Genomic DNA, 25,331 nt, shown 5'->3' with positions numbered 1-25,331 from the left:
TACAAAAGCCAACGAAATAGATATAAACAGAAGGCACCTGTACGTCGTAAATTTGTGTATGGAAAATGAAGTTCAAATACCGGTTTTGGGAATGTCTTGTGCAGCCTGTGCCGGCAGCATCGAAAAGGTCTTAAGAGAAACACCAGGGGTAATTACCGCTGATGTAAACTATGCCAATGAAAAAGCCAGAGTCAAAATTGACCCGGATAAAACAAATCTGGAGCTGCTGAAAAAGCAGGTTCAGGCTATTGGTTACGACCTTTTTATCGAACAGGAAAACTCAGAAGAAAAGGCCGAAGAGATCAAATCAGAGAAAGTGCAAAAGGCGAAGTCCAATATGATTTGGGCCGGAATTTTCTCTGTGCCTTTGCTTATCGTGGGGATGTTCGGCATGCACTGGCCCTACTCTCAATACATCATGTTGGCCTTATCAACTCCCATTCTTTTTGTTTTCGGGAAACATTTCTTTATCAATGCCTGGAAACAAGCTAAGAATCGTTCAGTGAATATGGACACGCTGGTGGCTCTAAGTACCGGAATCGCCTATGTTTTTAGTCTTTTCAATACTTTTTCGCCAGCCTATTTTCTAGATCGAGGAATAGAAGCCCATGTCTATTATGAAGCGGCAGGCGTGGTCATTTTCTTTATTCTGATCGGAAAGTTTCTGGAAGAGAAAGCTAAAAGCGGAACCTCGGCTGCACTAAAAAAACTCATGTCTTTGCAGGCCAAAGAGGTTACCGTAATTCGTAATGGAGAAGAAGAAACTGTTCCATTGGAGGAATTGATTCAAGGAGATCTGGTCATCGTAAAGCCGGGAGAAAAGATACCCGTCGACGGAAAAGTTAAAAAGGGGGAATCGTATGTAGATGAAAGCAGTATCAGCGGCGAGCCGGTTCCGGTGTTGAAAGAAAAGAAATCGGAGGTCTTTGCCGGAACACTCAATCAGAACGGAAACCTGCGGATTTTGGCTCAGAAAATAGGAAAAGACACCTATCTCTCTCAAATTATCTCCAGTGTGGAAGCCGCTCAGGGCAGCAAGGCTCCTGTTCAGAAAATGGTCGATAAAGTTGCCTCTATTTTTGTGCCGGTTGTTCTACTCATCGCAGTACTGACCTTTGTGATTTGGCAGCTATTCGGGGGAGAGCATAAATTGGCCTTAGGCCTCGTTTCTACTTTGTCGGTTTTGGTGATTGCCTGCCCATGTGCTCTTGGTCTAGCCACACCAACGGCCATTATGGTGGGAGTTGGGAAAGCAGCCAATGCTGGTATTTTGGTCAAAGACGCCGAAAGTCTGGAAGCGGCCAAAGAAATTGATACCATCATTTTGGACAAAACAGGAACGATTACCGAAGGGAAACCCGGTCTCTCAGATATTGAGACCTACCATGACGATGCCAAAAGCATCTTAAAAAGTCTGGAAGCCCTCTCTGAGCACCCGTTGGCCAAGGCGATCACTTCTGCAATTGATACTGAAAAATTGGATGTGAGCTCTTTTGAATCAGTGACCGGAAAAGGAATAGAAGGTGTTATAGAAAACAAAACCTATTTAGTAGGTACACCTGAATTCATCGTTGAGTCTGGAGTGAGTTTTGATGAATCTCAAAAACACTTGGTTTCTCAATGGCAAAACGAAGGTAAAACGGTTATCCTTCTGGCTGAAAAACAAAAAACTCTTTTGGCGATAGCGGCCCTTCAGGACAAAGTCAAAGCCAACTCAAAAGAAGCCATACAGTTACTTCAACAAACAGGACATAAAGTAGTGATGCTGACCGGTGATAACGCCGGAACAGCCAAAGCTGTGGCTAATGAAGTCGGACTTGAACATTTCAAAGCCTCCTGCCTGCCAACAGACAAAAGTGATTTCATCAAAGAAGAACAAAAGGCTGGTCGAAAAGTAGCGATGGTGGGTGATGGCATCAATGACTCCGTTTCTCTGGCCCAGGCCGATCTTGGTATAGCCATGGGCTCAGGAGCTGACGTCTCTCTGGAAGTCGCCAAAATTGCGATTGTCTCTAACGACTTACTGAAAGTACCTCAGGCCTTGAAAATTGGAAAACAAACCATGCGAACGGTCAACCAAAACCTTTTCTGGGCCTTTATTTATAACGTGATCGGAATTCCGCTGGCAGCCGGACTGTTGTATCCCATAAACGGCTTTATGATTAACCCTATGATCGCCGGCGGAGCCATGGCCTTCAGCTCGGTGAGTGTGGTGTTGAATAGTTTGAGGTTGCGGGGAGCGTGATGTTGGGTGTTAGGTGTCTGATGTTGGGTGTCTGTTGTCAGGTGTTTGAGGTTGGAAGTCTTTGACCGATGACCGTTGACGCCTGCCTGTCGGCAGACAGGGATGACCGATGACAGATAGCCGAAATAAATTCTCCTCCTGGGAGGAGTGCCCAAAGGGCGAGGTGGGTACACTTGATAAAATAAAAAAAGTCTCTTGTCTTACGTCTTTTGTCTTAAATCTTATATCTTAAAAAAAATGAAACAACAATTTAAAACAAACATCAACTGCGGTAACTGTGTCAAAACCGTCACTCCATTTCTCAATAAACTGGAAGAAGTAGACGAGTGGAAAGTCGACACTGATAACCCCGATAAAATCCTCACCGTAGAAGGCGAAATCTTTACAGCCGAAGAAATCATCTCAGCTTTGAAAGAGGCGGGGTATGAGGGGGAGAAAATATAGGTTTTCTTTGTAGCCGTTACTTAACCGTTAATAACGGATACTTTAGAAATAGCATAACCACCTTATTTTAAGGAAAATACAAACATTATTCGTTATCAAACATATGTCCATGTATGCAGGGTATGTGCAATTGCATATATTCGTACGTTAGCAGCCACCTAAATAGACGACACAGATGATAACGAAATTAATGGTCATACAGAAAGTCAACGAAGACGGCAAAGTAGAAGTATTTCAAGTCACGTCAGACAACTTTCAATGGACTTTTGAAAACAGAAGAACTAAGATTGATAGTGACTCTGAGTTCTTTCCTTTTGGACTATTTGGAGACATTAATGTTTTGAAAAGACAGCCAGGGGCGGAAACCAGAACATACTCTAAGGAAAATGAAATTACTTTTTGTGATGATTATGGAGTCCCAGGTGGTACAGTAGTCGGAATTTTATTTCCTAAAAACTACATTCCCGACATCATCAAGTTTAAAGATAAACCGTTCATTCCTGTGGGCTTTGCAGGGCAGTTTTCTACTCGTCCACCCGGACAAATTCAGATATTATATAATCATTTAGAAAAAAGGTGCTCAATCATCTTTAATATTTACGACTATGTTTGTTTTGGCTTTAAATGTATCGCCAAAAAGATTAGTGAAGAAGAGTTTCCAAGAAATGAAAGTGTAATCGCAGATGACCTATTTGATATAACGCTCAGTAGAGAATTCTTAAATGTAGAAACTATATCAAATGAAGATTTGAAGCTAATTAATGAAACGCTTAATCAAACTGATATAACTGACCTTCATAAAACACTAAATGAATTATTGGACGCAGTTAAATCAGGACAAAAAGAAAAGAGCAAATCCTTATTGAACAGAATTGGCACTCTTTTAATGAATGGAACAGGAGTCGCTTCTAGTTTAACAACAATAGCCGACAGTTATAAAAGTGGCGGTGCGGCAGGACAATTCATTTCTCGAATAATTGAATACGTATCATTATAAAAAAGAAAAAGGCGTGCTGCTAACAATGGGTATAAAACATAGGGCAGATTGTGGTTTCGAAACGTTTTCGGCTCTTATCCAAGCTCGTTTCATGCGGACAATGAAGAGCTTTGAAATGCCCTAAGTTTCATACCCGAGACCGTTGGGTCTAATAATTTTCAAACAAACTAAAATGGAAGGTGGCAATAAGTAGTAATTCTCTATATCATTTTACAAATACTATAAAAAATCTCGAAGGCATAATCGAGAATGGATTTATGCCTCGGTATTCACTTGAAGACATTAAGATAAAACACATTCATCTCGAAATTCCATTTCCAATGGTATGCTTTTGTGATATACCATTGTCAAAAATATCTAAACATTTGGATGTTTATGGATATTATGGAGTCGGATTATCCATGAATTGGGCTGTTAAAAATAGATTAAACCCTATTTTTTATTTAGACTCAAATTCGCAATCAGCCCAAACAATTATGGATGTTATGATGAGATTGAATTCGTTAGGAAATGATTTGAAATTAGAGTTTACAACCGGAAGAAATGATGTTTTTTTCGAAATTAAACAGTTATTAAGGTATATAAAACCTTTCAGAGATGACTTTAAGCGGAAGGGCAAAATACTGAAGAATTATAAGTTCTATGATGAACGCGAATGGAGATATGTTTTATCCTATGAAGATAATTTTAATAGGCTCCAACTAGATTTTAAAAAATATACAAACAAGAAAATCCTCGAAACAGAAAATAAAATAATATCAGCTAAATCTCTAATTTTTGATGCTGGTGATGTAAACTATTTAATTGTAAAACATGACAATCAAATTCCCAGTTTGATTAAGTCAATAACAAAAATGGATAGATTTACGGACAATGAGAAAAGTACATTAATGACAAGGGTTATTTCTGCAGAGAGAATAAAAACAGATTTTTAAAACACCTAACAATGAATATAAATCATAGTGGCTTGCAGCACACCACGATTCATATTCGGTACGTTGAGGAACATTTGAAATAAACTACTGGAAAGTGTGAACTAATTGATACTTGTCGTAAAATGATGATATGAAATTCAATACAACCATACCGAAAAGTTTAAAACCGTTTTACCAAAAAGAGCTATTGGACTATCAGTCTGAATATTTGGAGGGGAACCTGAACCAAGCGTGGAAACATTTAGAGCGTGCCCACATCATCGGACAAAAATATCCGTATGCACATAGCTACGTTCATTGGAAGATGCTACAATTCGGATTTAAAATCAAAAGCGGAAAAGAGATACTCGGACAAATACCACGACTGATTTTTGGTGGAGTGAAGTCCTTCGTTGGAAAAATTCCTGTTGGAAATCCGGGCGGAGCCAATGTCCCGCCACTTAAACCTTTTCCTATTGAACCTGAATTAATGTCTATTTTTGAAAAAGCAGCAGTTTCCAGTCAATATTAATTACTGAAATGAACAAAACCATCTTCAAAATCAGTCAAATGGATTGCCCGTCAGAAGAAAACCTGATCAGGATGAAACTGGATGGTTTTGAGGGAGTAAAACAACTTGATTTTGATCTTGAAAAACGGAAACTGACTATTTATCATGAAGGCGAACCTGCACCACTTGAGGCGGCTATTCATGAACTAAACCTTGGAGACCAACCTCTTTCCACAGAAACCACTGAAGAAGGTAATTTTGAAGAGAATACCGAACAGAAAAAGCTTCTTTGGGCTGTTCTGGGAATCAATTTCGTTTTTTTCTTACTGGAAATGAGTACCGGTCTTCTTTCTAAATCTATGGGATTGGTGGCTGACAGCCTGGATATGCTCGCTGATAGTTTTGTGTATGGTCTGAGCTTATTTGCTGTTGGCGGCACATTGGTCAGAAAAAAGAAAATAGCCAAGCTAGCCGGTTACTTTCAGATCACATTGGCTTTGATTGGTTTTCTGGAGGTTTTGAGACGTTTTTGGGGTCAGGAAGAACTTCCCGATTTCAGTACGATGATTCTGGTTTCTGTGTTGGCCCTGATTGCAAACGGTGTCTGTCTGTATTTACTCCAAAAATCGAAAAGCAAAGAAGAAGCTCACATGAAAGCCAGCATGATTTTCACGTCCAATGATGTCATCATCAACCTTGGTGTGATAGTCGCTGGTTTACTGGTCAATTGGCTGCATTCAGCCGCTCCTGACCTCATCATTGGAACTATTGTTTTTATTCTTGTGATTCAGGGAGCCCGCCGGATTTTGAAATTGAGTAAGTGATAGAGTTTATCTCTTAATGCGGCTTCACATCTTTCTGACAGCAGTCCGGCAGACGATCATGAGCTTTTGGATCGGCTACTACCTCATCGGCATCATAGCCAATATTTGAGATCGCTTCTTTGATCTTTGTTGGGTCAGTACGTTTCGCATTGTACGCCACAGTTACCACTTTACTGTCAAGGTTGAGTTCCGCTTTTTCAATTCCTTTTGTCAGGCTCAGGTCTCTTTCAATACGCTTTTTGCACATTTTGCAGATAGCCGAAGTTTTGATTTTTACCACATCATCATATTGCCCGAGGCTTTGAGCCTCAGCCGAAAAGCTGAAAAGAATGGTTGCCAGTAAGATTGTTATTAACTTTTTCATTTTTCTATTTTTTATTGTCTGATAGGCTCCCTTCGACACCCTTCGACAGGCTCCCTTCGACAAGCTCAGGGTACCACAGGGCAAAGAAGGCATTTGGAGTCGTTTTTTTTGGAAATATTAAGGCATTAAGGGGTGAAGTAGATTAAGACTTCACCCCCTATTTTCTTTACTCAGCTGATGCCAACTCCAGGTCCATTTCGCAAACCGGGCATTTGCCAGCTTCGTCATAGGTTTTATCTCCTTCACAAGCCATAGGGCAGCTGTATTTCCCTTCTGCCATTTCAGTGGCCTCCATATCATGATGATCCATATCACCATGCTCGTGTATGTGTTCTTCGGCGGCAGTTTCCTGCGTTTCAGAATTGGTACAAGCCACAAAAGAGGCCATCAGAAGGGCCATCAGGCCAATTTTAATTTTGTTCATGTTTATCTTTTTAAATTTTATCCAATGCTTTCCGTTCACCTTTTTGTCTGAACTGACTGGGGGTGAGACCCGTCATTTTTTTGAATTGATTTGACAGATGAGCCACACTACTGTAATGCAAACGATCTGCAATTTCACTGATGCTTAACTCATTATAACTGATCAGTTCCTTCACCCGCTCCACTTTTTGGGCAATCAGAAAATGTTCGATCGTCTGCCCTTCTTTAGACGAGAAAAGTGTGCTGAGGGTTTTATAGTCCCTCCCTATTTCTTTCTCAATATAGGCCGAAACCGTATATTTCCGGAGGGCATCTTCCTGATTTCTGACAAGATCAATAATGACTGTTTTTAGGTTTTCAATCAGCTGCAATTCTTTGTCTTTCAATAACTCAAAACCCAGTGCCTTCAGTTTTTGCTCAAACAAAACGGATTGATCGGCAGAGAGCGGTGAACTCAAAATAACCCGCCCCATTTCTACACCACTAACATCGGCCTTTAACTGATTGAGTAATTCAGAGACCGTGAAAATACAGCGGTCGCAAACCATGTTTTTGATATGTAACTCTGTCATGCTCATCTGATCCTGAATCTTGCTCCTGCATAAACCATTCTTCCTAATACTGGTCCCCAAATTTGACCTGCGTCAAAAGCCTGATCAAAAGGATTTTGAGGATTAATAATTGGATTTGACTGTCTAAAATTAGTCAAATTTTCAACGCCTAAATAATACTCCCAATTCACGAAGTTCCGGCTAAGCTGCGTATTCAGGGTCACAAATCCATCAATCCTTTCATCACTTCCGGGCAGCCTTTGTTTACCACGGTATTGTAAGGTGGCATCGGCTTTCCATTTATTATAAGGCATGGCATAACCCACATTTAGCAACGCAAATGAACGAGGAACAAAAGGCTTATCCACTAAAAGAGTACCACCATCACCTGTTTTCATGGTTTGTTTCACATCCAGTAAACGCCAGGCCGCTTTTACCTCCCAACGATCAGAAGGCACCAAAATCAGCTCAGCCTGAGCACTGGTAGCGTAAGACTTGTCAAAGCTTTGATAAAATAGCAGAGAGCCCGGTGTTTCCATATCCATAATTTGCTGAGAAGTAAACAAACTATGGTAGGCATCAAGAATCAACGTGTTTTTGCCGAAGGATTGTATGATACTTCCCCCAAAATTCCAACTATATTCCGGCTGAATCGCATCCTGCAATTCCACTTTTCTTGAGCTCACCAATTTTCCATAATTCTCAGCAAGCGGGGTGGGTACCCGCATGCCTTTTCCTACGGACAATCGCATAACTGTAGATGAACCTAAATCCTGTTTCAGGTGCAGTCTCGGTGTAATTTGAAGACCAAACAGATTATGAGCGTCTGCTCTTAGACCGGCAACTAAAATCGTTTTATCAAGCTTATTATAGGTGTACTCAAAAAAGGCTCCAGGCACAATCTCATTACGATTCAATAACAGAGCATCTCCAAAATTATCAAAGGATTCATCGTATTGATCAGCCAGAAAACTCAGACCCGTTTTATAGGTATGTTGAGTATTACCAAAAATATCCTGATAGATGAGATTGGCATAAAACGAATTCTCTTTTGAGTCATAGTTATTCAAACCAAACTGCGAATTTCCGTCCAGAAAACTGGCATTCATGATGAGGCCTAATCCCCTGTAAGGGGTTTCAGGAAAAAGTATCGCTGTTTTGGAGAAAGCAGTAAACTTTTGTGTTTTGTTCAGGAATCTATAGCTGGATCTGGATAAAGCAGGATTAATGATTTCGCCACCCTCACGGTTTTCATTGAGATAGTTGATCCCCACCTGGCCCATGAACCGCTCTCCACTGTACTTCCAACGATTGAGCAGATTGATTTGATCATAAGTAGGCAAATCCATGAAGGAGTCTCCATTACGATCCACTTCATTTTTTAAGGCAGAAGCATGAGTTAATAAACCCACCGACCATTTATCGCTCAGTGTCTTAGCTGCGTTCAGGTTCAATTCTCCCCTACCCACCTCATTGACATAGGCATTGGCGTACAACCTTTCGGCAAGGTCTGGTTTCTGAAGCTCTACGTTAATAGCACCAGACATTGACTCATAACCATTGATTACGGAAGAAACTCCCTTAGCTACGTCAATCGACTGAATCCAGGTTCCCGGCACATAACTCAGGCCAAAGGGAATGCTGAGGCCCCGAACACCCGGCATATTTTCAATATTGGTTTGCACGTATTTACCAGCCAGCCCCATCATTTGAATCTGACGGGCACCAGTGATAGCATCGGCATAACTAACAGAAACCGAGGCATTGGTTTCAAAACTCTCAGATAGATTACAGCAAGCGGCCTTGGCCAGCTCCTTAGTTGTGATTATCTGAGTTTGCATTGGTGAAATTCGGTCGATGGCCGTCGAAGAACTTTTCACCACAACTTCGTCAAGATTCTGATTATCAGGACTTAGGTAAAAAGTAAAAGGACCATCGCCATGAGCCATAACGGAGTCAGTGACGTAGCCAATATAGCTGATAACCAACTGATGCTGGTGATTATTTCTCAGGATTTCGAATTCGCCATTTTCATCCGTGAAAGTGGCGTTTTGAGGATTTTGCACCCAACGAACACTAGCTCCGATTAGTGGTTCATCAGGTTTTTCAAGGATTTTCCCTGAAATCGTTTGTGCATTAAGCTGCCAAGCAAAAAGCAGCAGAAAAGAGGATATAATATATTTCATTGATTTTTAATTCACTTTCATTAAACCATTGATTAACAACAGAATAAAAATGAATTTTAAATCAAAAAGACGTCGTAAAGTAAATGAAGTGGCCTTTGTGGTAAAGGTGGTGGCCGAAGAAAGCTTTGAGAAAGCTCCTCTGAGACGACCAATACAAAACTAAATGAAGGATCAACGGTAGTGTTGATATAAACAACAGACTTTTGATCAACCTTCTTTAAAGCAAAACCAGCATTGGTATCAACTTTTTTCAGTTCAATATCTGTGTGGCAGCATTCTCCCTGCTTGAGTTGAGTACCTTCATAATCGCTTTCAATAATAAAAGCTTCGCCACAGCAGTCTTTGTCGTGACCGATATTCACGGTGGTTTCCTGCAGTACATCACAGGTATGCTCATAAAAAGCCAGCCCCATGCTACTGAACAAGATGTTCAGAGCCATAGCGAAAGAGAAAATACGAAGGAGCTGTTTCTTCATGTTACAAAGGTAACGAATCAGGTTGACAGATAGTTTACATCAATTTCCTCGCCATTTATAAAATTATCGGGATTTGGCACTGTGTTTGGAAATAACCAAACAGAGGTAATCGTTGTAGACACTGTACCAAAAAGCTTTCATGATCAAGCGGATTTTTCTTTTAATTTTTCTGGCTGTCGGCTACTCCGGCTTTGCTCAGTTTAAAGCAAAAATGAATGCTGAGACGGATTTTACGGCACGAAAAAGGCCTGTTTCCTTCTCGCACCAACCATTTCTATTATTGAAAGTAACCCCCACTGCCGTTTTAGGCAGAGATAATGTTTTACAATACGGCGTGGAGCTGGCACCACCTTTTGGTAAGTTCAGTTTTGGGTTTGATTATGGAACCGGGAAAAGTAGCTGGGGCTTTAATAAAGAGTACAAGGCTCAGTTTCCAGACCAGGAGACACGAATTATCAGAGGTGAAATCAGAGGTTATTTTTCTGACTGGTATCCATTTTATGCTTTGGACAAAAAACCTTTTGGCCGATATTATGCTCTGGAATATGTTCAGCGTGACCTTACTTACGGCTATACCCCTGACATCAATTTGTATTCAGGCATTACTATCCCTGCCGCCAACGCTTTAGATGTGGCCTGGAATGAGAAGGCTGTTCATGTGAAATTTGGCAATCACTTTATCGTTTCCCGATGGTTTTTTATTGACGCCTTTGCGGGAATTGGAGTTGGGCATTTCAGTGGCCAACCAGTTGACATGGAAATTGAAAAGGAGAAACTTCCCTTCAGCTTTAAAAAGCCGGAAAGAGACTTTAATACCACCGGCCTCTTTTTAAGTAAAACAGCCGGAATAAGATTTTGTTTACCGATATGACACGAAATCAAAAATATCAAAAGCCAGCCTACTGGGGAATAAAAGAACTCAGTATAGTTGCTTTGCTCAGTTTTTTCCTAAGTTCTTGCTGGGCACCCCGCTGCCCTATGGATACCTGTCGGTCGAAATACGAACATCGTCATGATGATCTGGTGAGTGGAGTGTTTTCACCACGTTTTGGTGTACCTCACAAAATGCATTTCCTATGGGATAAAGACAAAGGAGAGGAAAACCCTGATACCGAGTTTGTGCCAGGCTCTAACTCAGGCGGCAAAAAGAAAAAGCCGAAGAAAAGATATCCTTGGGAACGGTGGTAAGTACTATTTCACCGCAAAAGGTATTTCCTTGTCATAAATGGTAATAAACAACGGATAATTATCCCCCAGCTTGTTATACGCGGCGTTCTTAGCATTAAGACGATGCTTCGTCACTTTTATTTTCACTCTATAATCTCCCGGTTGAGTTAATTTGGCATTAAGGGCATAAGTCCTCTCCTCCCCGGGGTACATATTATTGTCAGATATCTTTTTAGCCTCAGGGTACCATTCCCACTCCTCTCCTATTCTGAAAGTATCTTTTACAAAAACAGCTCCTTTTGAATTAATGACACTTATTTCTGTTAAAATAAAACGCTCAGGATCACCAGAAGGCACTCTGTGACCAGCATTTTCATTTTTAACCATGAATTCAAAATTCAGACTGTCCTTAGCAGATAGTGTTTTAGTCAGAATCCTGGGATAAAACTCCAAGCCATTTTGAATCGTGGTTTGCACAGTATCAAATTTGGGTATACCTGAACCCGTAAACCAATGGCGGTGGCTTTTTCTGGCCTGATAACCCTCAACAAGTGGCCTCTCCACCTCTTGCATGTGGCAACTGATACAGTTTTTCTCTCCAAAATATGGGCCTGCCTTCCACTCATCTCCGGTCTCGAAAGTACAAGCCAGCGTCGGAGTAATGACAGCATTGGCATTATGGCAGCCAATGCACAAGCTCTCGTCAAGCACCGCCGGAGCTTTCTTTACGGGGTGCGGAGCCAACTCTGAGCCATTAGCCCCTATAATTTCGCCGTTCCTGACATGGCAACTGGCACAAGTGATGCCTTCCTCTCTGAGAATCGGATCAAAATGCGGATTCTTTTCTTTGACCGGTTGGTAGATGTCACCATTAATCAAACCAGTAACAATAAACTCCTGTTGGTTTTGCAGGGGAATATGGCAATTGATACACATGAAAGGGCTGCTTTCCTTTTTTAACTCGGCCTGAAACTGCAGATCAGTCCAAGCATGGGCATGAGTCGCCAATTTCCATTCTTTATAATGCTCTTTATGACAAACACCGCAATCTTCAGCTTTTAATGAAACCAGATTTTGCGGCACTTCCTGATGTGGGATGGGGGTATCCCATGAGTTCGTCAGCGGAGTTATCTCTCTCTTTTCATAAAAGAAAACGGCGTAAATCACAGCCGCCGCAAAAACAAGAACAGAAACAAGAATGAGTACTTTCTTTCCCAAAGTCAAATATTTTGTGAGATACAAGATTACAAAGGAAACAACAGCATTCAGGTAACAATTGTTACCACTGAGGTAAATTACTTCCTTTTCTTCTCAAAAAACAGATTCGGCATTTTGTCATCAGACTCTACTTTAATCGCCATCTGTGGGTCTACCACTCGCACGTCTATCACCGGCATTGTTGAACCAAAAGTCTTTGAATCAGAATTCTTGCTTACCAGATAGTCCTCTAACTGAAAAATTTCACTTTCCAGGACTGGTTTAGTGGAATAATGAATACCTGATTCATCTGAATATTGAATACTCTGGGCAAAAGCACCACAGCCTAAAAGGCCAAACAGAAGTGTCAATGTAGATTTCATAAAAGATTGATAGGTTATAAGAGTAACTATCACAAGTTAACCTATTCATCTGCCAGATCGAAGATTTTTAACATTTGAGTTGTGCAGACACAAAAAAGCCGTTCCAATAAATTGAAACGGCAGTCCTTAAGGTCTCTATTTGAATTATCAAAAATCCAACTTGCAATTCACCCAGTCGTCATCGAAACGGGTGCCGTATTGTTTGTAAAAAGAGATAGCTGATTCGTTCCAGTCCAGCACCTGCCACATCATACCTGTGCAGCTTTCTTCTTTGGCCTTGGCGATGGTGGCCTCAAAAAGTGCCTTACCTACACCTTTTCCACGGCATTCTTCATTGACAACGATATCTTCCAGATAGAGCCTCTTGCCTTTCCAGGTGGAGTAACGATTATAATAGATTGAAGTACCAACAATTTCACCGTCAAGTACTGCAACGAAAGACCCGAAAATGGGATGATCGCCAAAGCCATCAATCAGCATTTGCTCCTCGGTATTACTAACCTGATCGGCTGCTTTTTCATACTCTGCAAGTTCTTTAACCAGACGCATCATCGCCGGTATATCCTCTTTTTCTCCTTTTCTTATAATTAGATCCATTTCGGTTAGGTATTTAGTGCTTAATTAAATTGTACATAATGCTCCCATTTTTCCCATAGCTCCACCATGTCTTCGGGTAACTCTGAGTCAAACTGCATCCATTCTTTAGTTTGAGGGTGTTCAAAACCCAATGTTTTGGCGTGCAAAGCCTGCCGCGGCATGATTTGAAAGCAATTATCTACAAATTGCTTGTATTTAGAAAACATATTTCCTCTCAAAGCCTTATCTCCGCCATAGGTACTATCACCAAAAAGCGGATGACCCAGGTATTTCATATGAGCTCTGATTTGGTGCGTACGGCCGGTTTCCAGGTTACATTTAACCAAACTAACGTATCGTAATCTTTTGAGCACTTCGTAATGGGTCACGGCCGTTCTGCCATGGTCTCCTTCAGGGAAAACATCGGTAACCCGGCGGTCTTTAAAACCTCTTCCCAGATTCGCATCTATAGTGCCTTTATCTTCTTTAGGCTCACCCCAAACAACGGCATAATAGGTACGCTCGGTACTATGATCGGCAAACTGCCTGGCCAGATATTGCATGGCATATTCTGTTTTGGCAATCACCAAAAGCCCCGTTGTTCCCTTATCAATTCTATGAACCAGACCGGGCCGAATGGCCCCGTTTTTTGATGTCGGCAAATTGTCAAAATGATGCACCAGAGCATTTACAAGCGTTCCATTCCAGTTATTATAACCCGGATGCACTACCATATCTGCATCTTTATTGATGATCAAAACGGAGTCATCTTCATACATGATATTCAAAGGAATATCTTCCGGTAGAATTTCAGTAGGTTCTTTAGGTGGCTTAGCCACATATATATTGACGGTATCGCCAGGCTTTATTTTATAACTGGACTTTGCCGGCTTTCCATTCACCTTTACCGATTCGCTGTCAATGGCGTCCTGAATTTTATTTCTGGAATAATTGGAGTGATGCGTGATGAACTTATCAAGCCTTAAAGGATTTTGACCCGGATCAGCTTTGATAACGAGGTGCTCGTACATCTCATCATCTTCCTGATCAAAATCCTGCGTATTGTCGTCTGCCACTGTTTAGAAAATTCTTTGTGCAAAGGTCAATATTTAAGACTGTAAATAAAACTCAAATTGAGCCCCCAAAATTTTACAGGATTTACTTCCGAATACTCAGAAATAGAAAAATTTAAATTTTGACATATAAACATTTTTAGAATTTTAATTTTTCAAAACGAAATATTTACAAAATAAAACTGCTTTTCTAAATTTTGATGGAAACCAATGTTCAAAGATATGCGGTTAACATCAATTACAATCCTTCTCGTCTTCCTGGCAGAACCACTTTTAGCTCAGGGGGATAGCTATTTCATCAGGAAAGATCTTAGCTTTTTTGAAGCGGTGGAATCTGTGGCTTTCAATTTTACCAACCGGTCAAATAAAGAAGAACAGGAGCTGAAGTTTGATCAGCTAAAATCGAGTGTAAAGTCGAATGAGTCTTTTGCCGGCAGTCCTTATTTTCAGGGAGATTGGTACGACGGTCAGTTTAACCTCTCCGGCGGAAAAGTAATGAAAGGCCATATGGCACTGGACGTCAATAAAAATGTGCTATACGTCATTGAAAGTTCTTCAATGAAAATTTTGACTTTAAAGCCGCACTTGATTGAAATTAACGGCCATAGGCTTGAACGTTTGAACCATCAATATAAAGAAGCTGGTGATTATTATTTTGAACCCATTTACAGCAATAAAAAAATACAGATTTACAAAAGACACCATAAACAATTCACAGATTTAAAAGAAACCAAACTAAGTGCATATCAAGTGAACAGAAACATTCGATTTGATAGCGAGTATACTGATGATAATGAATTTTTTGTGGCCAGTAAAAACAAGCTGACCTACATCAGCAGCCGCAAGAAGTTCTATCAAATTATTGGCAAAAAGGCCCGAAACTATATTGAGCAAAACAACCTTGACCTGAATTTGGAGGCGGACATTCTTGATCTGGCTTATTCTTCAGAAAAGTGGTAGAAAAGTCTCAAATTTGAGACATGCAAGTCTCCGCCGTTGATTTCAGTTCATTTATCAATATTCCCACTCCCCTGAAACGCTTGTGCCATCCTCTTTTTGAGGAAAAAGAAGTGGAAGTTTGGCTTAAGGAAGACTATAAAACGCATGAGGCTGTTTCCGGCAATAAATTCAGAAAGTTAAAATATAACCTGATTGAAGCTCAGAATAAAGGCTTTGAAACACTCTTGACTTTTGGTGGAGCCTATTCAAACCATATCTACGCTGTAGCATCAGCAGCGAAAGAATTGGGTTTTAAGTCTATCGGAATTATCAGAGGTGATGAACTCAATGAGCACTCAAGCCCTACCCTTTCTTTTGCTTCTAAAATGGGTATGAAACTTCATTTCGTTAGCAGATCAGCCTACAGAGAAAAAGAGGAAGTCGTTCGAAAACTCGATGACAAATACTTTTTGATTCCTGAAGGTGGCAGCAATGAACTAGCTCTTAAAGGAGTTTCAGAGATGGTGGATGAAATTCTTAACGAAATTCAACCGACACACCTAATTACCGCCGCTGGAACGGGTGGCACTGCCGCCGGAATACTCTCAAATGAAAACTATAGAGGCGAATGCTGGGTGGTCCCTGTTCTGAAAAATGGAGGCTTTATTAAGCAGGAAATTGAGAGCTTACTTCATCAATCCGAAGATCGAATACAATTATTTACTGACTATCATTTTGGAGGCTACGGAAAATGGAATACCAAACTTTCAGATTTTATTGAAAGTTTTGAACATGACTTTAATATACCTCTTGACCCGGTTTATACGGGCAAGCTACTTTTTGCGGTCATGGATCTGATTCGTAAAGACCAATTCCCCCCGAACAGTAAACTGGTTGTTTACCATAGTGGCGGTCTTCAGGGGTCTCCAAAATATCACAAAATAAAATAGCTATTTAGGCCAAAAACACAAAAAGCCGACTTTTAAGGTCGGCTTTAAATCTGAATAACTCTCTCTATAAAATGTATTGACTAAGGTCTTTGTTCTGAACCAAACCGGCCAATCTTTCCTGTACCATTTTGTCGTCAATCACAATTTTGGCGTTAGGACCGATTTTATCTGGTACGTCAAAAAGAATTTCATTCAGTAAGTGACTCATTACCGTTTGTAGTCTTCTTGCTCCAATATTTTCCACTTCTGAGTTCGCCTCGAAAGCGATTCTGGCCAACTCCCTTAAAGCTTTCTCATTGAAGCTTAACTCCACATCTTCTGCCTCCATCATAGCGGTATATTGCTTCGTCAAAGCATTTTTGGGCTTGCTCAAAATCTGGAAGAAGTTCTCTTCTGTCAGCGATTCTAATTCCACACGGATTGGGAAACGCCCTTGAAGCTCAGGAATAAGGTCCGAAGGTTTGCTTACATGAAAAGCACCGGCAGCAATGAACAAGATATGATCGGTTTTGATGGTACCATGTTTGGTATTTACGGTTGAACCTTCAACAATGGGCAACAGATCACGCTGTACACCTTCCCTGCTCACATCAGCTCCGTTTTTACCTCCACTGGCAGCAATTTTGTCAATTTCATCGATGAAGATCATCCCAAGATTCTCAGCTTTCCAGATGGCTTCATCTTTTACCTCATCCATATCAATGAGCTTTGAAGATTCCTCTTCAATCAGGATTTTACGAGCCTCAGAAATCGGAAGTTTACGTTTCTTGTTCTTACGAGGCATCATGCCACCGATCATTTCCTGAATATTCATCATGGAAACGTCATCAATAGGTCCACCCATCACACCGATTGGGGCAGAATTTGAACTTTTCACATCAATCTCAATTTTCCGGTCTTCCAATTCGCCATTTTTCAATTTCTTCCGGAAAGACTCGCGGGTTCGTTCGTTGAGTTGCTCGTCTTCGGTTTGGCCGACCTCCTCAGGAATTCCAACCCTTGCCCGCTCCGCCTTTTTGGTAATTGGCGGAATAAGGATATCTAAAATAATATCTTCAACCGCCTGAGCAGCTTTAACCTGCACCTCTTCCTTTTTGGCCGTTTTTACCATATTGACAGATTGCTCCACCAAATCACGAACCATGCTTTCCACATCACGACCCACATAACCTACCTCAGTGAATTTCGAGGCTTCCACTTTGGTAAAAGGGGCATCAGCTACTTTAGCCAAACGCCTGGCAATCTCGGTTTTACCGACACCTGTAGAACCGATCATGAGAATGTTATTCGGGACGATTTCAGCCTTCATTTCTTCGGAGGCATTCATTCTACGCCAGCGGTTTCTTAAAGCAATAGCGACGTTTTTCTTGGCGTCCGTTTGGCCGATTATATATTTATCAAGCTCTTCTACAATTTGTTTTGGAGTAAGATTCTCTATGGTTTTCTTCATTCTAGTCTTTTTCAAAAATAATGGTCTTGCAAAGCAAGCGATCTCTAGTTAAACGCAATGACAGAAGGAAAGATTTCGCTTCTTCAGGCTGATTACTCCGATTTCGTCACTTTTTGAGACAAAACAGGTTTGCCTTTAGCGTCTATCAATCTAAAAATATATGAACCCGCCAATAAGGACTTGGTAGAAATGTAGGACTGACCGTTTTGCAAATTAAAACTCTTCATGATTTTGCCAGACATTCCAATAAGTTCTGCCTTGCTCACTGCCATATCCGTCTTAAAGTTCAAACGGTCTGAAAAAGGCACAGGATATACTTCAATTTCGAAATCTCGCTCAATAGCTAAAATAGAAACCTGAAGGGGTTCAGAGGTTTTACTTTCACAACCTAGTTCGTCTGTTATGTAAACAGCATATTCTCCTGTATTTCTGACAATGTAGAGGTTATCGTTGGTTGTTTCACTGTAGGCTCCATTGACTACCCAATGGTACTGTTTTCCAGGGATATTTGAAGTAACGAGATAGCCATCTTCAATCAGAAGTTCCGGTTGTTCCGGATTTTTCCTCAACAAACAGTTATCATCCGCATCCGCAATACCATCATCATCATCATCATCATCGCAGGCGTCTCCCAAGCCGTCTTTGTCAAAGTCAGTCTGACCCGGATTTGATGTGAGAGGGCAATTGTCAACCCCATCAGGAATGGCATCAAAATCTGTATCTTTTACACTCTTTCCTCCTATTCCTATAATCACCTGATCTGATTCTGAAACTTGATTAACATATTTAAAAACCAGAGTTGAAGTTTCGTTCAGAGAATTATAGTCAGCTTCTCTAAAATCAACTGAAGTAGTATTTGAGTTAAAACTGGCCAAAGGGATTTGCCCGTTTGAGGTCAGTTGTGAAACTTCAAGTGTACAGTTATGACAATCTAAAACAGGTGTATTATTGATATCAAAATGAATAAGCCCGGATAAATAGTAGGAACTGTCGATTACCGGATTTGGCAACTGATCTTCAATGGCCACATTATAAAAAGTAAGGGCTGGCGTACCTGTAAGATTTCTAATGAAAGGTCCTCCATAGGGTCTTCCCATTGGGTCAACATAGAACCCGGGAAGGTAAGTCAGCTGATTTGAAGGGAGACGGTTATAATACAGATAAATGGAATTCCCCACCGTTTCTAATGAATCAATAAAGCCCCAGTCTCTTCCCGCATAAAAGTGGTGCTTCATATAATTTACGTAATAGCCAAAGTCAACGCTATCAGGAACATATACCTCCTGATTGAAAATCAATTTTAGCCTGTGCTTTACTTTTTCGTCAACGAGTTTTTTCAAATCCGGAGTATGGTCTTTCTCCTTTCCCTTTTCAAAAGCAAGGAAACTATCAAACAGGCGTTCCGCCAAGATATTGTATCCCTTAAAACTGTAATGAAGACCGTCGTAGTCCCACCAAACAATACCGGTAGCGGGAATAACTGAGATATTATTGTATAAAGTCGACAAACTCCGTTTGTACTCTCTGAGCTCGGCTGCTTCCCATAAGGCATGAGAATTCATGATTCCAACCTGGAACACGTAAAAGCGATCTATTGAAGGAAAATCTTTCTCCACATTTTGTTTGAACAAATCAAAAAGCAATGGGTATTCTTTAACCGCTTCCGCACTGGCATTCGCTTCTGATTCTCCCTGAAAAAAAATAAATCCGCGGATTCTATCTACCGAACTCTTCAGGGTCCTTTTTAGCAGTAGTCCATAAGTTGTGTTCAGACTTTCAGGATCAGACTCCTCCCTATGCATTAAATAGCTTAGGCTTACTCCGCCTACCGCACCATTTATGATGAGTATGGGAATTTTTAGTTTTCTCGTGTAATCCAAACAAAACCTTTTCCCCAGCGTACCTATTTCCGGATAAGTACCGTCATGCCAACCGTCATTTTCGTGTGTCTCAGAAAAATAGTGAATATAATTTCGGGTAAACTTTTTTGAAATACTATCATTCAAAACCCAATACTGAGCATAAGAAACAGCATTTGACTGCCCGTAAAGAATAAAAGCGTCACCACATATCACTTTCTCAGCCCGTTTGATAAGAACGGAGTCAGCTCCGTTATACAACCAAAGCTCAAAGGCATATTCCTTCATCTGAGCCCTAATGGGGATTGAAAAATCAAAATTTTGTTCCTGGCTTATAGTTTTAGGATATGTAGAGAAAAGCTTTTTCTCTTCATAAAGCTTCACAACGGCTTGAGAGTACTCATCAGATTGCAACTCCCCGGAAACAGAAACAAAAGCCGTATCACTGTCATTACGGGTAAAAAGCTGCATATCTTCGGGGAAGTGCGTAAGATTCACCTGTGAAAATGAGGAAGCAGAAATAAGAAAAAGAAAAAAAGGAAAGTATCTGGCGATCAAATTAGTTTCTGGCATATGCACTACAAAAGTAGCGACCGCAGTTGAATAAGCCTGAATCAGGACCTTTTATCTCTTCACAAAACGCTGAGTCAACTTTTTCTGGCCATCTACTACCATAGTCATGATGTAAAGACCGTCATCCCATGAAGAAATATCAGCATTCAGTTCTCCGGTTTTACCTTCAAGAGCATAAACACTGACCAGTCTGCCACTCATATTAAAGACCATGATATCTGCAGTTTTACTTAAAGATGGCATCTCAAATTCTACATGTAGGTTATCCTGAACAGGATTTGGAAAAATTCTGGCTACTGTTACCACCTGATCGACAGTACCAGGCAGCATACTTGGATTCTTACAGTCACATACCTGAACATTAACAAACTGTCCTCTTTGTTCAGACACAATATCGCGTACCTCCGCCTTGACCAACTGGCTACTTCTATCGTTTCTCTTATCGACAAAAGCGACATAATAAGTACCAGACTCGGATGGTCTGAAAGAGCTTCCCTTTCCTATTCTTTTTTCGCCAAGTTCATCAGCATACCAGTAGGTTTTAACCTTTGGTTGAGGGTTTTCAACTTTCAGGTTTGGCATCATTTGACCAGGAGAGAAAAACTCCAAAGTAGACACCAGCTGCGGCTGTGGCAAAATGCCAACTTCACAGTTAGGTGCATTAATAATCTTGACATTTCGGCAATCGCCATTAATATCAGTGGAAACCAAAGTAACATTCGGCATAAATGACGGAACGTTCTCAATTAAGTAGCTCCCACCACCCAGAGATGTTACAAAACCAGCACTTGAAGTAAGTGGCAGAACATTCAACTTGCGAAGGAAGTTTGAGAGTATCGGATAATTTAGATTGGAAAGTGCGTAGAAAACCCGCTCTACCAGACTCCAGTTATCATTAACCAAATGAACCTGAATATTATAACTATCCACGTTTGTATTACAATAAACGGAATCCACGATAATTGGTGGCCCCTTACAGCCTTGTACAATAATAGGACAACAGGCATTATAAGTACAGGTGGCCGTTTGTTTTGTATACGTAAACTCACCGCTTTGCTTTATACTCAGTGAGCTATCCGGATTAATTTCAGCAATAGCCGGATTCGTAAACTCATTGATCTCTGAGAAATTACCAGCAGCATCTTTATAGTACCAGGTAAGCCCTCTGTAATCCTGAAGAGTTACTTTATAAACCTCATCTTTTTTGATTTCTATGGGTACTGTTACACAGCTTGTTTGAGCTGTAGGTAACGAGCTGTCCTGAGTAGAAATGGTCTGACCATACTTCAGATTTTCTCCGTTTGCCTTTGAAATAAAAGAAGTCAGATAAGAAAGTCCGTTTTTAGAAACACGGGCTCTGATTACCAGTTTTGGATTCGTTCCCACTTTTACATTTCCGACATCCCAGCTGCTGGTAATTGGCGAATAAGTACCAATGTCAGCATAGAAGTATATTATTTCCAGCGATTGAGAATAAAACTGTGAGACCTGGACATTAGTAGCGGCCTGATTGCTGGTGTTTTGTAAAACTGTGGTGAAAGTGACAATGTCACCAATTTGGGGAGAAGGGTTATCTACTCCCTGAATAACCTGCAACTCTGTATATTCAAGCTGCCTGGTATAATTAATATGAGAAAGGTGAATGGATTGGTCAGTGTAGCAGTCTTCGCCCTTGTTATAAAGTCGAATATTGTAAATTGTGTTGGCATCTGGATTTCCTAAGCCGGAAATGGTAACTCTGGTCTGGCCCGAATCTAGAGGAGAGGCCATCTCAAAATCAAAGTTTCTGTTGTCTTTCAGTATCTCATAATGTGTGGCATTGATGATACCTGAGATCTTAATTTCTCCATCATTTCTCCCATCTCCGCTTACATCCTTACCGGTTACACCATAAACCGGTACAGAGCACTTTACAACTAAATCATTTTCATAGTTCACCTGAGCCTTTGAGATCTGCGAGATCAAAAAAGCCGAAACTATAAAAAAAATGATTTTGGATGATCTGAAAAAGCTCATAGTGGCAGCTTTTTGCGGTTAATTAGGAAAAGATTAAATCTGATATTTTTTAAATCGTGGATTTCCAATAAAACCAGCCTGACCAAAAGGCCAGACTGGTATATTGATTATCATGCTTTTTTTATAGCCTACGCTAGAGGATCTTAGAAACACTTGCAGGTTCACAATACCCGCCAGGGCAATCACAATCCTTAGGTGCAAGATCAACTGTATCTTCGAAAGTACAGCCAAATTCGGTTTCAACCTGAACCGCATATGTCGTAGCCGAGCTTCCAACAGTTGGGTTCGTTAAACCTGAGGCGAAGACACCATCGTTGGTATCGACATTAAAACCAGTTTGTTGTGGTTCCGCCTGATTATTGATATCAAATGTAGGCCCTACTGTATATCGGATAGTATCACTATCACGGTAATCACTGATGTAAAGCTCTCCATTATTTAGTGGTGTCAAACCGTCACAAAGACCATTTACAGCTACAAGAGAGAAGACCGGAGTCGGGTTAACGATCACAATAAAGTCTTCAACCGGACCAGGACAGACCGTTGGGGAGGAGACTCCATCTGGGTGGTCATAACTCCAGACCTGGCTAACAATTCCGTACTCTGAACCAGCTTCTGTGGTAGTTGGTGTAGGAGCCGTAGTGACATCAACAACACCATCAAAAGTCCATAGTGTATCCTGATCAGATGGGCTCGTTGTACTCAATACAGACGGTGTAAACCAAGCCACATCATCAAGTGGAGTAGCGGTCTCATCCTGACAGTACTCCGGGTTAACCATAGTTGGTGCCTCAGGCACGTCTCTGATATACACATCTATTTGTGCTGTGAAGGACACGCAGTTTGTACTCAATGTTGAGTCAACCTGGCTCACATAATATGTCAACGTATCAATCAAGGCAGTACTTGGGGTTGGTGCTGCACCAGGGTCTCCCGGAACAGTTGTTGTATCCGTCCCAATCCACCAGATCAGACCGTAATCGTCATTTTCAGTGGTTTTACCTGCGGTAAGAGCAGGAACAGGATCAGTAAACTCACAATAGGCCAAGTCAGCAACCGTCGGAGGTTCAGGCAGTCCATTGATATTAATATTGAAACTTACCGTATCAGAAATACACCCATTGACATCCTCATTTTGAACTATGAACGGACCATAGGTGTCTGGTTGCGTATTATCAATGAAGTTATCCAATGCAGGGTCTCCGGTATATCGAGGTGCACCAGTCGTATCCTGATAATACCACACAAGGTTAGTCACGGCATATGGATAAGAATTGGTAGTAGAGTCAGTCACTTGGTTCACTACCGGGTCAACAGTATCAAACTGACAATACTCCGCATCTACTACCGTAGGTGCATCTGGTAAAGGGTATACAATTACATCAACTGTATCTTTCTTTTCACAATAGACAGGAGAAGAAATGGTGGTAAAGGTTTGAGAAACCTGAACAACGTACATTCCTGAGTCAGCATTGTAAACAACACTCGCAACACCTACGCTATCACCTGTCTGAGCTCTTGATGAGTCAGGAGCATGCCACCAGTTGAAAGTATAATCTGTAGGGTTCGGGTATTCAGATAGGTTAGCAACCGTAAGTTCTAACTGATCTCTTTCACATAGTGGAGAGTTGCTTGAAGCCACTGGCTTTTCAATGTCAAGAACCTGGAAAGTAAAATCAGCTGAATCACGACATGTTTCATGAAGATCATCCCAACCAACAATTTTGTAGTAATATGTACCCGCTGTATCAGCAAGGCCAGTCCAGTCAAAAACTGTAGTATCACCAGCGATGGCCACCATACTGGAAGGATCTGAACCATCCCACTGGTACCACTGGTACTGAACATCACCTCTGTCAATATCGTAATCTGTCAAAGGCGTGCCATCAACAGCCTGCTTTGAAGGAAAAGGCTCACCGTAGCAAATTGCTTCAGGAGTCAAATCAGGTAAATCAGGAATTACACCCGGTACAATTTCAATAGGACAACAAGGCTCGTCTGGTTGGCAATCATCAGTAGCACCATCTGTATAGTAATAACTAAACATGGCCGGCCCCAAAATGATCAAAGAATCTTTAGAAAGAGGAACAGAACCAATGTTTGGAACAGTAGTACCGCCCGGAATATCAGTCCAGTTGCTACCACCGTCAGTACTGTATTGCCAGGTAATGATATTAGCATCAAGACCAGAGAATTCAAAAGAGTAAGAATCAGTATCACACCAGTCCCATGGAGCAGAGATACACACTGAACCTTCGTCATCCTCATTCATTAAAATAGCATCTTCAGCAGGAGTTGAATCGTACTCATCTTCTGTATTGGTAACCGTTGATACCTCCGCCTGAATTTGGTAAATACCTCTGTCTGTTAAAGTATATTCCAGCGTTATACTCTTAGTTTCACCCGGAAGAATATCGCCAACAGTCCAGATATTTGATGGATCATCAAAAGTACCATCACCACTAACAGTTGAAGTGTATGTTAATCCACTAACTGCATCATAAACCGTAATTTGAACACCTGTTGCAGTTACTGTATTTACGTTAGTATTGGTATCAACGTTAGTTACGGCAATATTGATAGTTACTGTTTCGCCTGGTTCTACAGCATAACTTGGAGAACTGGTGATTGAAACAGCAAGGTCAGTATAGTCTGGTGTTTCTGACCAGTTTACTCTTGGGTGATTGTAAACGACATCTGTGTAACAACCATTTGGATACTGAGCTCTTACCACATAGTTAGTCCCGTTTTCGTCAGCAGGGTTCGCTAGTGTTTGTGAAAGGTACCCACCAATGGTATTTGTCTCCGTTGCTGTTGTCAGATTACTAAAAGCATTTGCCGGATTAGTTAAAGTACCTGAATAAGGTGTGGCTGAAGATAATTCAAACCCAACTAAAACTGAATCTGGAACACCTGAAATAATCATTTTACCATCGTTTACGCCTTCAGCCGATTGGTCAATGGACTGCACTGTAAAATCAATAGGTGTAGCACAGGGAGACTGCCCAAAGGAGACCGTTGCAGACATCATCAGCAGAACCATTGAGACGGCCGTGCTGAGTGCCCGAAATAGTCCCTCTCGAGGATTATTCCATTTTTTAATTAAATAATTGTTTTTCATGATAATCGAAAAATTTAACGTTCGTTTTACTTATTTATAGTAGTTATGTGATCCATCATATTTCTTACGAAAACTGCACTCTCTTTCCGATT

The 25,331-nt window shown here is 41.0% G+C and carries 23 protein-coding genes; 10 read left to right on the top strand and 13 right to left on the bottom strand.

Annotated elements, in window-relative coordinates:
- Positions 1 to 58: 58 nt before the first annotated feature.
- The 6 genes from AFM12_RS01175 to AFM12_RS01150 all read left to right on the top strand — a co-directional run bounded on the left by AFM12_RS01175 (position 59) and on the right by AFM12_RS01150 (position 5,935).
- On the top strand, positions 59 to 2,245 hold the full coding sequence (locus AFM12_RS01175; RefSeq protein WP_055143339.1) for a heavy metal translocating P-type ATPase: 2,187 nt from the start codon (positions 59 to 61) through the stop codon (positions 2,243 to 2,245).
- Between the two features lie 237 nt (positions 2,246 to 2,482).
- Complete coding sequence (locus AFM12_RS01170; protein WP_055143337.1) at positions 2,483 to 2,689, top strand: heavy-metal-associated domain-containing protein; 207 nt, start codon at positions 2,483 to 2,485, stop codon at positions 2,687 to 2,689.
- 175 nt (positions 2,690 to 2,864) lie between these two features.
- Complete coding sequence (locus tag AFM12_RS01165) at positions 2,865 to 3,686, top strand: hypothetical protein (protein ID WP_055143335.1); 822 nt, start codon at positions 2,865 to 2,867, stop codon at positions 3,684 to 3,686.
- A 179-nt stretch (positions 3,687 to 3,865) separates the two neighbouring features.
- Positions 3,866 to 4,621, top strand: a complete 756-nt coding sequence (locus AFM12_RS01160) for an abortive infection system antitoxin AbiGi family protein (RefSeq protein ID WP_055143333.1) — start codon at positions 3,866 to 3,868, stop codon at positions 4,619 to 4,621.
- Positions 4,622 to 4,751: 130 nt separating this feature from the next.
- On the top strand, positions 4,752 to 5,132 hold the full coding sequence (locus AFM12_RS01155; protein ID WP_055143331.1) for a DUF3703 domain-containing protein: 381 nt from the start codon (positions 4,752 to 4,754) through the stop codon (positions 5,130 to 5,132).
- An 8-nt stretch (positions 5,133 to 5,140) separates the two neighbouring features.
- Entirely contained in the window at positions 5,141 to 5,935 is a 795-nt protein-coding gene (locus tag AFM12_RS01150; protein WP_055143329.1) for a cation efflux transmembrane domain-containing protein, read from the top strand.
- Between the two features lie 13 nt (positions 5,936 to 5,948).
- Here AFM12_RS01150 and AFM12_RS01145 read toward each other — a convergent pair whose 3' ends face one another.
- The 5 genes from AFM12_RS01145 to AFM12_RS01125 all read right to left on the bottom strand — a co-directional run bounded on the left by AFM12_RS01145 (position 5,949) and on the right by AFM12_RS01125 (position 9,935).
- Positions 5,949 to 6,299, bottom strand: coding sequence for a heavy-metal-associated domain-containing protein (locus AFM12_RS01145; protein WP_055145035.1), 351 nt, complete (start codon positions 6,297 to 6,299; stop codon positions 5,949 to 5,951).
- Between the two features lie 166 nt (positions 6,300 to 6,465).
- Positions 6,466 to 6,723 carry a heavy metal-binding domain-containing protein gene (locus tag AFM12_RS01140; RefSeq protein ID WP_055143327.1) on the bottom strand — a complete coding sequence of 86 codons (258 nt, stop codon included), beginning with the start codon at positions 6,721 to 6,723 and terminating at the stop codon, positions 6,466 to 6,468.
- A gap of 10 nt (positions 6,724 to 6,733) precedes the next feature.
- On the bottom strand, positions 6,734 to 7,294 hold the full coding sequence (locus AFM12_RS01135) for a helix-turn-helix domain-containing protein (RefSeq protein ID WP_055145033.1): 561 nt from the start codon (positions 7,292 to 7,294) through the stop codon (positions 6,734 to 6,736).
- Positions 7,295 to 7,296: 2 nt separating this feature from the next.
- Positions 7,297 to 9,459, bottom strand: a complete 2,163-nt coding sequence (locus tag AFM12_RS01130; protein WP_055143325.1) for a TonB-dependent receptor — start codon at positions 9,457 to 9,459, stop codon at positions 7,297 to 7,299.
- Positions 9,460 to 9,515: 56 nt separating this feature from the next.
- Entirely contained in the window at positions 9,516 to 9,935 is a 420-nt protein-coding gene (locus AFM12_RS01125; protein WP_055143323.1) for an HYC_CC_PP family protein, read from the bottom strand.
- A 139-nt stretch (positions 9,936 to 10,074) separates the two neighbouring features.
- Between AFM12_RS01125 and AFM12_RS01120 the strand changes: the two genes are divergently transcribed.
- On the top strand, positions 10,075 to 10,806 hold the full coding sequence (locus tag AFM12_RS01120; protein ID WP_055143321.1) for a hypothetical protein: 732 nt from the start codon (positions 10,075 to 10,077) through the stop codon (positions 10,804 to 10,806).
- Entirely contained in the window at positions 10,803 to 11,123 is a 321-nt protein-coding gene (locus AFM12_RS01115; protein ID WP_055143319.1) for a hypothetical protein, read from the top strand. The genes AFM12_RS01120 and AFM12_RS01115 overlap by 4 nt, the downstream gene beginning before the upstream one ends.
- Before the next feature lie 3 nt (positions 11,124 to 11,126).
- Here the strand turns inward: AFM12_RS01115 and AFM12_RS01110 are convergent, their stop codons facing one another.
- From AFM12_RS01110 to AFM12_RS01095, 4 genes are all read right to left on the bottom strand, one after another.
- Positions 11,127 to 12,320: a multiheme c-type cytochrome gene (locus AFM12_RS01110; RefSeq protein ID WP_157687253.1), complete on the bottom strand. Its 1,194-nt coding sequence runs from the start codon at positions 12,318 to 12,320 to the stop codon at positions 11,127 to 11,129.
- Between the two features lie 77 nt (positions 12,321 to 12,397).
- Positions 12,398 to 12,682, bottom strand: a complete 285-nt coding sequence (locus tag AFM12_RS01105) for a hypothetical protein (protein WP_055143315.1) — start codon at positions 12,680 to 12,682, stop codon at positions 12,398 to 12,400.
- A 147-nt stretch (positions 12,683 to 12,829) separates the two neighbouring features.
- Entirely contained in the window at positions 12,830 to 13,279 is a 450-nt protein-coding gene (locus tag AFM12_RS01100; protein WP_055143313.1) for a GNAT family N-acetyltransferase, read from the bottom strand.
- Between the two features lie 20 nt (positions 13,280 to 13,299).
- Entirely contained in the window at positions 13,300 to 14,289 is a 990-nt protein-coding gene (locus AFM12_RS01095) for an RluA family pseudouridine synthase (protein ID WP_055145031.1), read from the bottom strand.
- A 264-nt stretch (positions 14,290 to 14,553) separates the two neighbouring features.
- Between AFM12_RS01095 and AFM12_RS01090 the strand changes: the two genes are divergently transcribed.
- Positions 14,554 to 15,291: a hypothetical protein gene (locus tag AFM12_RS01090; protein WP_131458150.1), complete on the top strand. Its 738-nt coding sequence runs from the start codon at positions 14,554 to 14,556 to the stop codon at positions 15,289 to 15,291.
- Between the two features lie 20 nt (positions 15,292 to 15,311).
- Positions 15,312 to 16,220 carry a 1-aminocyclopropane-1-carboxylate deaminase/D-cysteine desulfhydrase gene (locus tag AFM12_RS01085; protein ID WP_082391147.1) on the top strand — a complete coding sequence of 303 codons (909 nt, stop codon included), beginning with the start codon at positions 15,312 to 15,314 and terminating at the stop codon, positions 16,218 to 16,220.
- Between the two features lie 64 nt (positions 16,221 to 16,284).
- Here AFM12_RS01085 and hslU read toward each other — a convergent pair whose 3' ends face one another.
- The 4 genes from hslU to AFM12_RS01065 all read right to left on the bottom strand — a co-directional run bounded on the left by hslU (position 16,285) and on the right by AFM12_RS01065 (position 25,239).
- Positions 16,285 to 17,670 carry an ATP-dependent protease ATPase subunit HslU gene (gene hslU, locus AFM12_RS01080; protein WP_055143309.1) on the bottom strand — a complete coding sequence of 462 codons (1,386 nt, stop codon included), beginning with the start codon at positions 17,668 to 17,670 and terminating at the stop codon, positions 16,285 to 16,287.
- Positions 17,671 to 17,762: 92 nt separating this feature from the next.
- Positions 17,763 to 20,102, bottom strand: coding sequence for a sialate O-acetylesterase (locus AFM12_RS01075; RefSeq protein WP_055143307.1), 2,340 nt, complete (start codon positions 20,100 to 20,102; stop codon positions 17,763 to 17,765).
- Positions 20,103 to 20,153: 51 nt separating this feature from the next.
- Entirely contained in the window at positions 20,154 to 22,118 is a 1,965-nt protein-coding gene (locus AFM12_RS01070; RefSeq protein WP_055143305.1) for a T9SS type A sorting domain-containing protein, read from the bottom strand.
- 133 nt (positions 22,119 to 22,251) lie between these two features.
- Positions 22,252 to 25,239 carry a DUF11 domain-containing protein gene (locus AFM12_RS01065; protein ID WP_055143303.1) on the bottom strand — a complete coding sequence of 996 codons (2,988 nt, stop codon included), beginning with the start codon at positions 25,237 to 25,239 and terminating at the stop codon, positions 22,252 to 22,254.
- Positions 25,240 to 25,331: the final 92 nt, after the last annotated feature.

Origin of the sequence: Jiulongibacter sediminis (assembly GCF_001306455.1) — a bacterium.
GTDB lineage: Bacteria > Bacteroidota > Bacteroidia > Cytophagales > Spirosomataceae > Jiulongibacter > Jiulongibacter sediminis.
This window is presented reverse-complemented; position numbering and strand designations above follow the sequence as displayed.

Bases quoted from the DNA above. Each gene is read 5' to 3' on its own strand.
- AFM12_RS01175 (WP_055143339.1), top strand. From the start codon at position 59: ATGGAAAATGAAGTTCAAATACCGGTTTTGGGAATGTCTTGTGCAGCC.
- AFM12_RS01170 (WP_055143337.1), top strand. From the start codon at position 2,483: ATGAAACAACAATTTAAAACAAACATCAACTGCGGTAACTGTGTCAAA.
- AFM12_RS01165 (WP_055143335.1), top strand. From the start codon at position 2,865: ATGATAACGAAATTAATGGTCATACAGAAAGTCAACGAAGACGGCAAA.
- AFM12_RS01155 (WP_055143331.1), top strand. From the start codon at position 4,752: ATGAAATTCAATACAACCATACCGAAAAGTTTAAAACCGTTTTACCAA.
- AFM12_RS01150 (WP_055143329.1), top strand. From the start codon at position 5,141: ATGAACAAAACCATCTTCAAAATCAGTCAAATGGATTGCCCGTCAGAA.
- AFM12_RS01145 (WP_055145035.1), bottom strand. From the start codon at position 6,299: ATGAAAAAGTTAATAACAATCTTACTGGCAACCATTCTTTTCAGCTTT.
- AFM12_RS01140 (WP_055143327.1), bottom strand. From the start codon at position 6,723: ATGAACAAAATTAAAATTGGCCTGATGGCCCTTCTGATGGCCTCTTTT.
- AFM12_RS01135 (WP_055145033.1), bottom strand. From the start codon at position 7,294: ATGACAGAGTTACATATCAAAAACATGGTTTGCGACCGCTGTATTTTC.
- AFM12_RS01130 (WP_055143325.1), bottom strand. From the start codon at position 9,459: ATGAAATATATTATATCCTCTTTTCTGCTGCTTTTTGCTTGGCAGCTT.
- AFM12_RS01125 (WP_055143323.1), bottom strand. From the start codon at position 9,935: ATGAAGAAACAGCTCCTTCGTATTTTCTCTTTCGCTATGGCTCTGAAC.
- AFM12_RS01120 (WP_055143321.1), top strand. From the start codon at position 10,075: ATGATCAAGCGGATTTTTCTTTTAATTTTTCTGGCTGTCGGCTACTCC.
- AFM12_RS01115 (WP_055143319.1), top strand. From the start codon at position 10,803: ATGACACGAAATCAAAAATATCAAAAGCCAGCCTACTGGGGAATAAAA.
- AFM12_RS01105 (WP_055143315.1), bottom strand. From the start codon at position 12,682: ATGAAATCTACATTGACACTTCTGTTTGGCCTTTTAGGCTGTGGTGCT.
- AFM12_RS01100 (WP_055143313.1), bottom strand. From the start codon at position 13,279: ATGGATCTAATTATAAGAAAAGGAGAAAAAGAGGATATACCGGCGATG.
- AFM12_RS01095 (WP_055145031.1), bottom strand. From the start codon at position 14,289: ATGTACGAGCACCTCGTTATCAAAGCTGATCCGGGTCAAAATCCTTTA.
- AFM12_RS01090 (WP_131458150.1), top strand. From the start codon at position 14,554: ATGCGGTTAACATCAATTACAATCCTTCTCGTCTTCCTGGCAGAACCA.
- AFM12_RS01085 (WP_082391147.1), top strand. From the start codon at position 15,312: ATGCAAGTCTCCGCCGTTGATTTCAGTTCATTTATCAATATTCCCACT.
- hslU (WP_055143309.1), bottom strand. From the start codon at position 17,670: ATGAAGAAAACCATAGAGAATCTTACTCCAAAACAAATTGTAGAAGAG.
- AFM12_RS01075 (WP_055143307.1), bottom strand. From the start codon at position 20,102: ATGCCAGAAACTAATTTGATCGCCAGATACTTTCCTTTTTTTCTTTTT.
- AFM12_RS01070 (WP_055143305.1), bottom strand. From the start codon at position 22,118: ATGAGCTTTTTCAGATCATCCAAAATCATTTTTTTTATAGTTTCGGCT.
- AFM12_RS01065 (WP_055143303.1), bottom strand. From the start codon at position 25,239: ATGAAAAACAATTATTTAATTAAAAAATGGAATAATCCTCGAGAGGGA.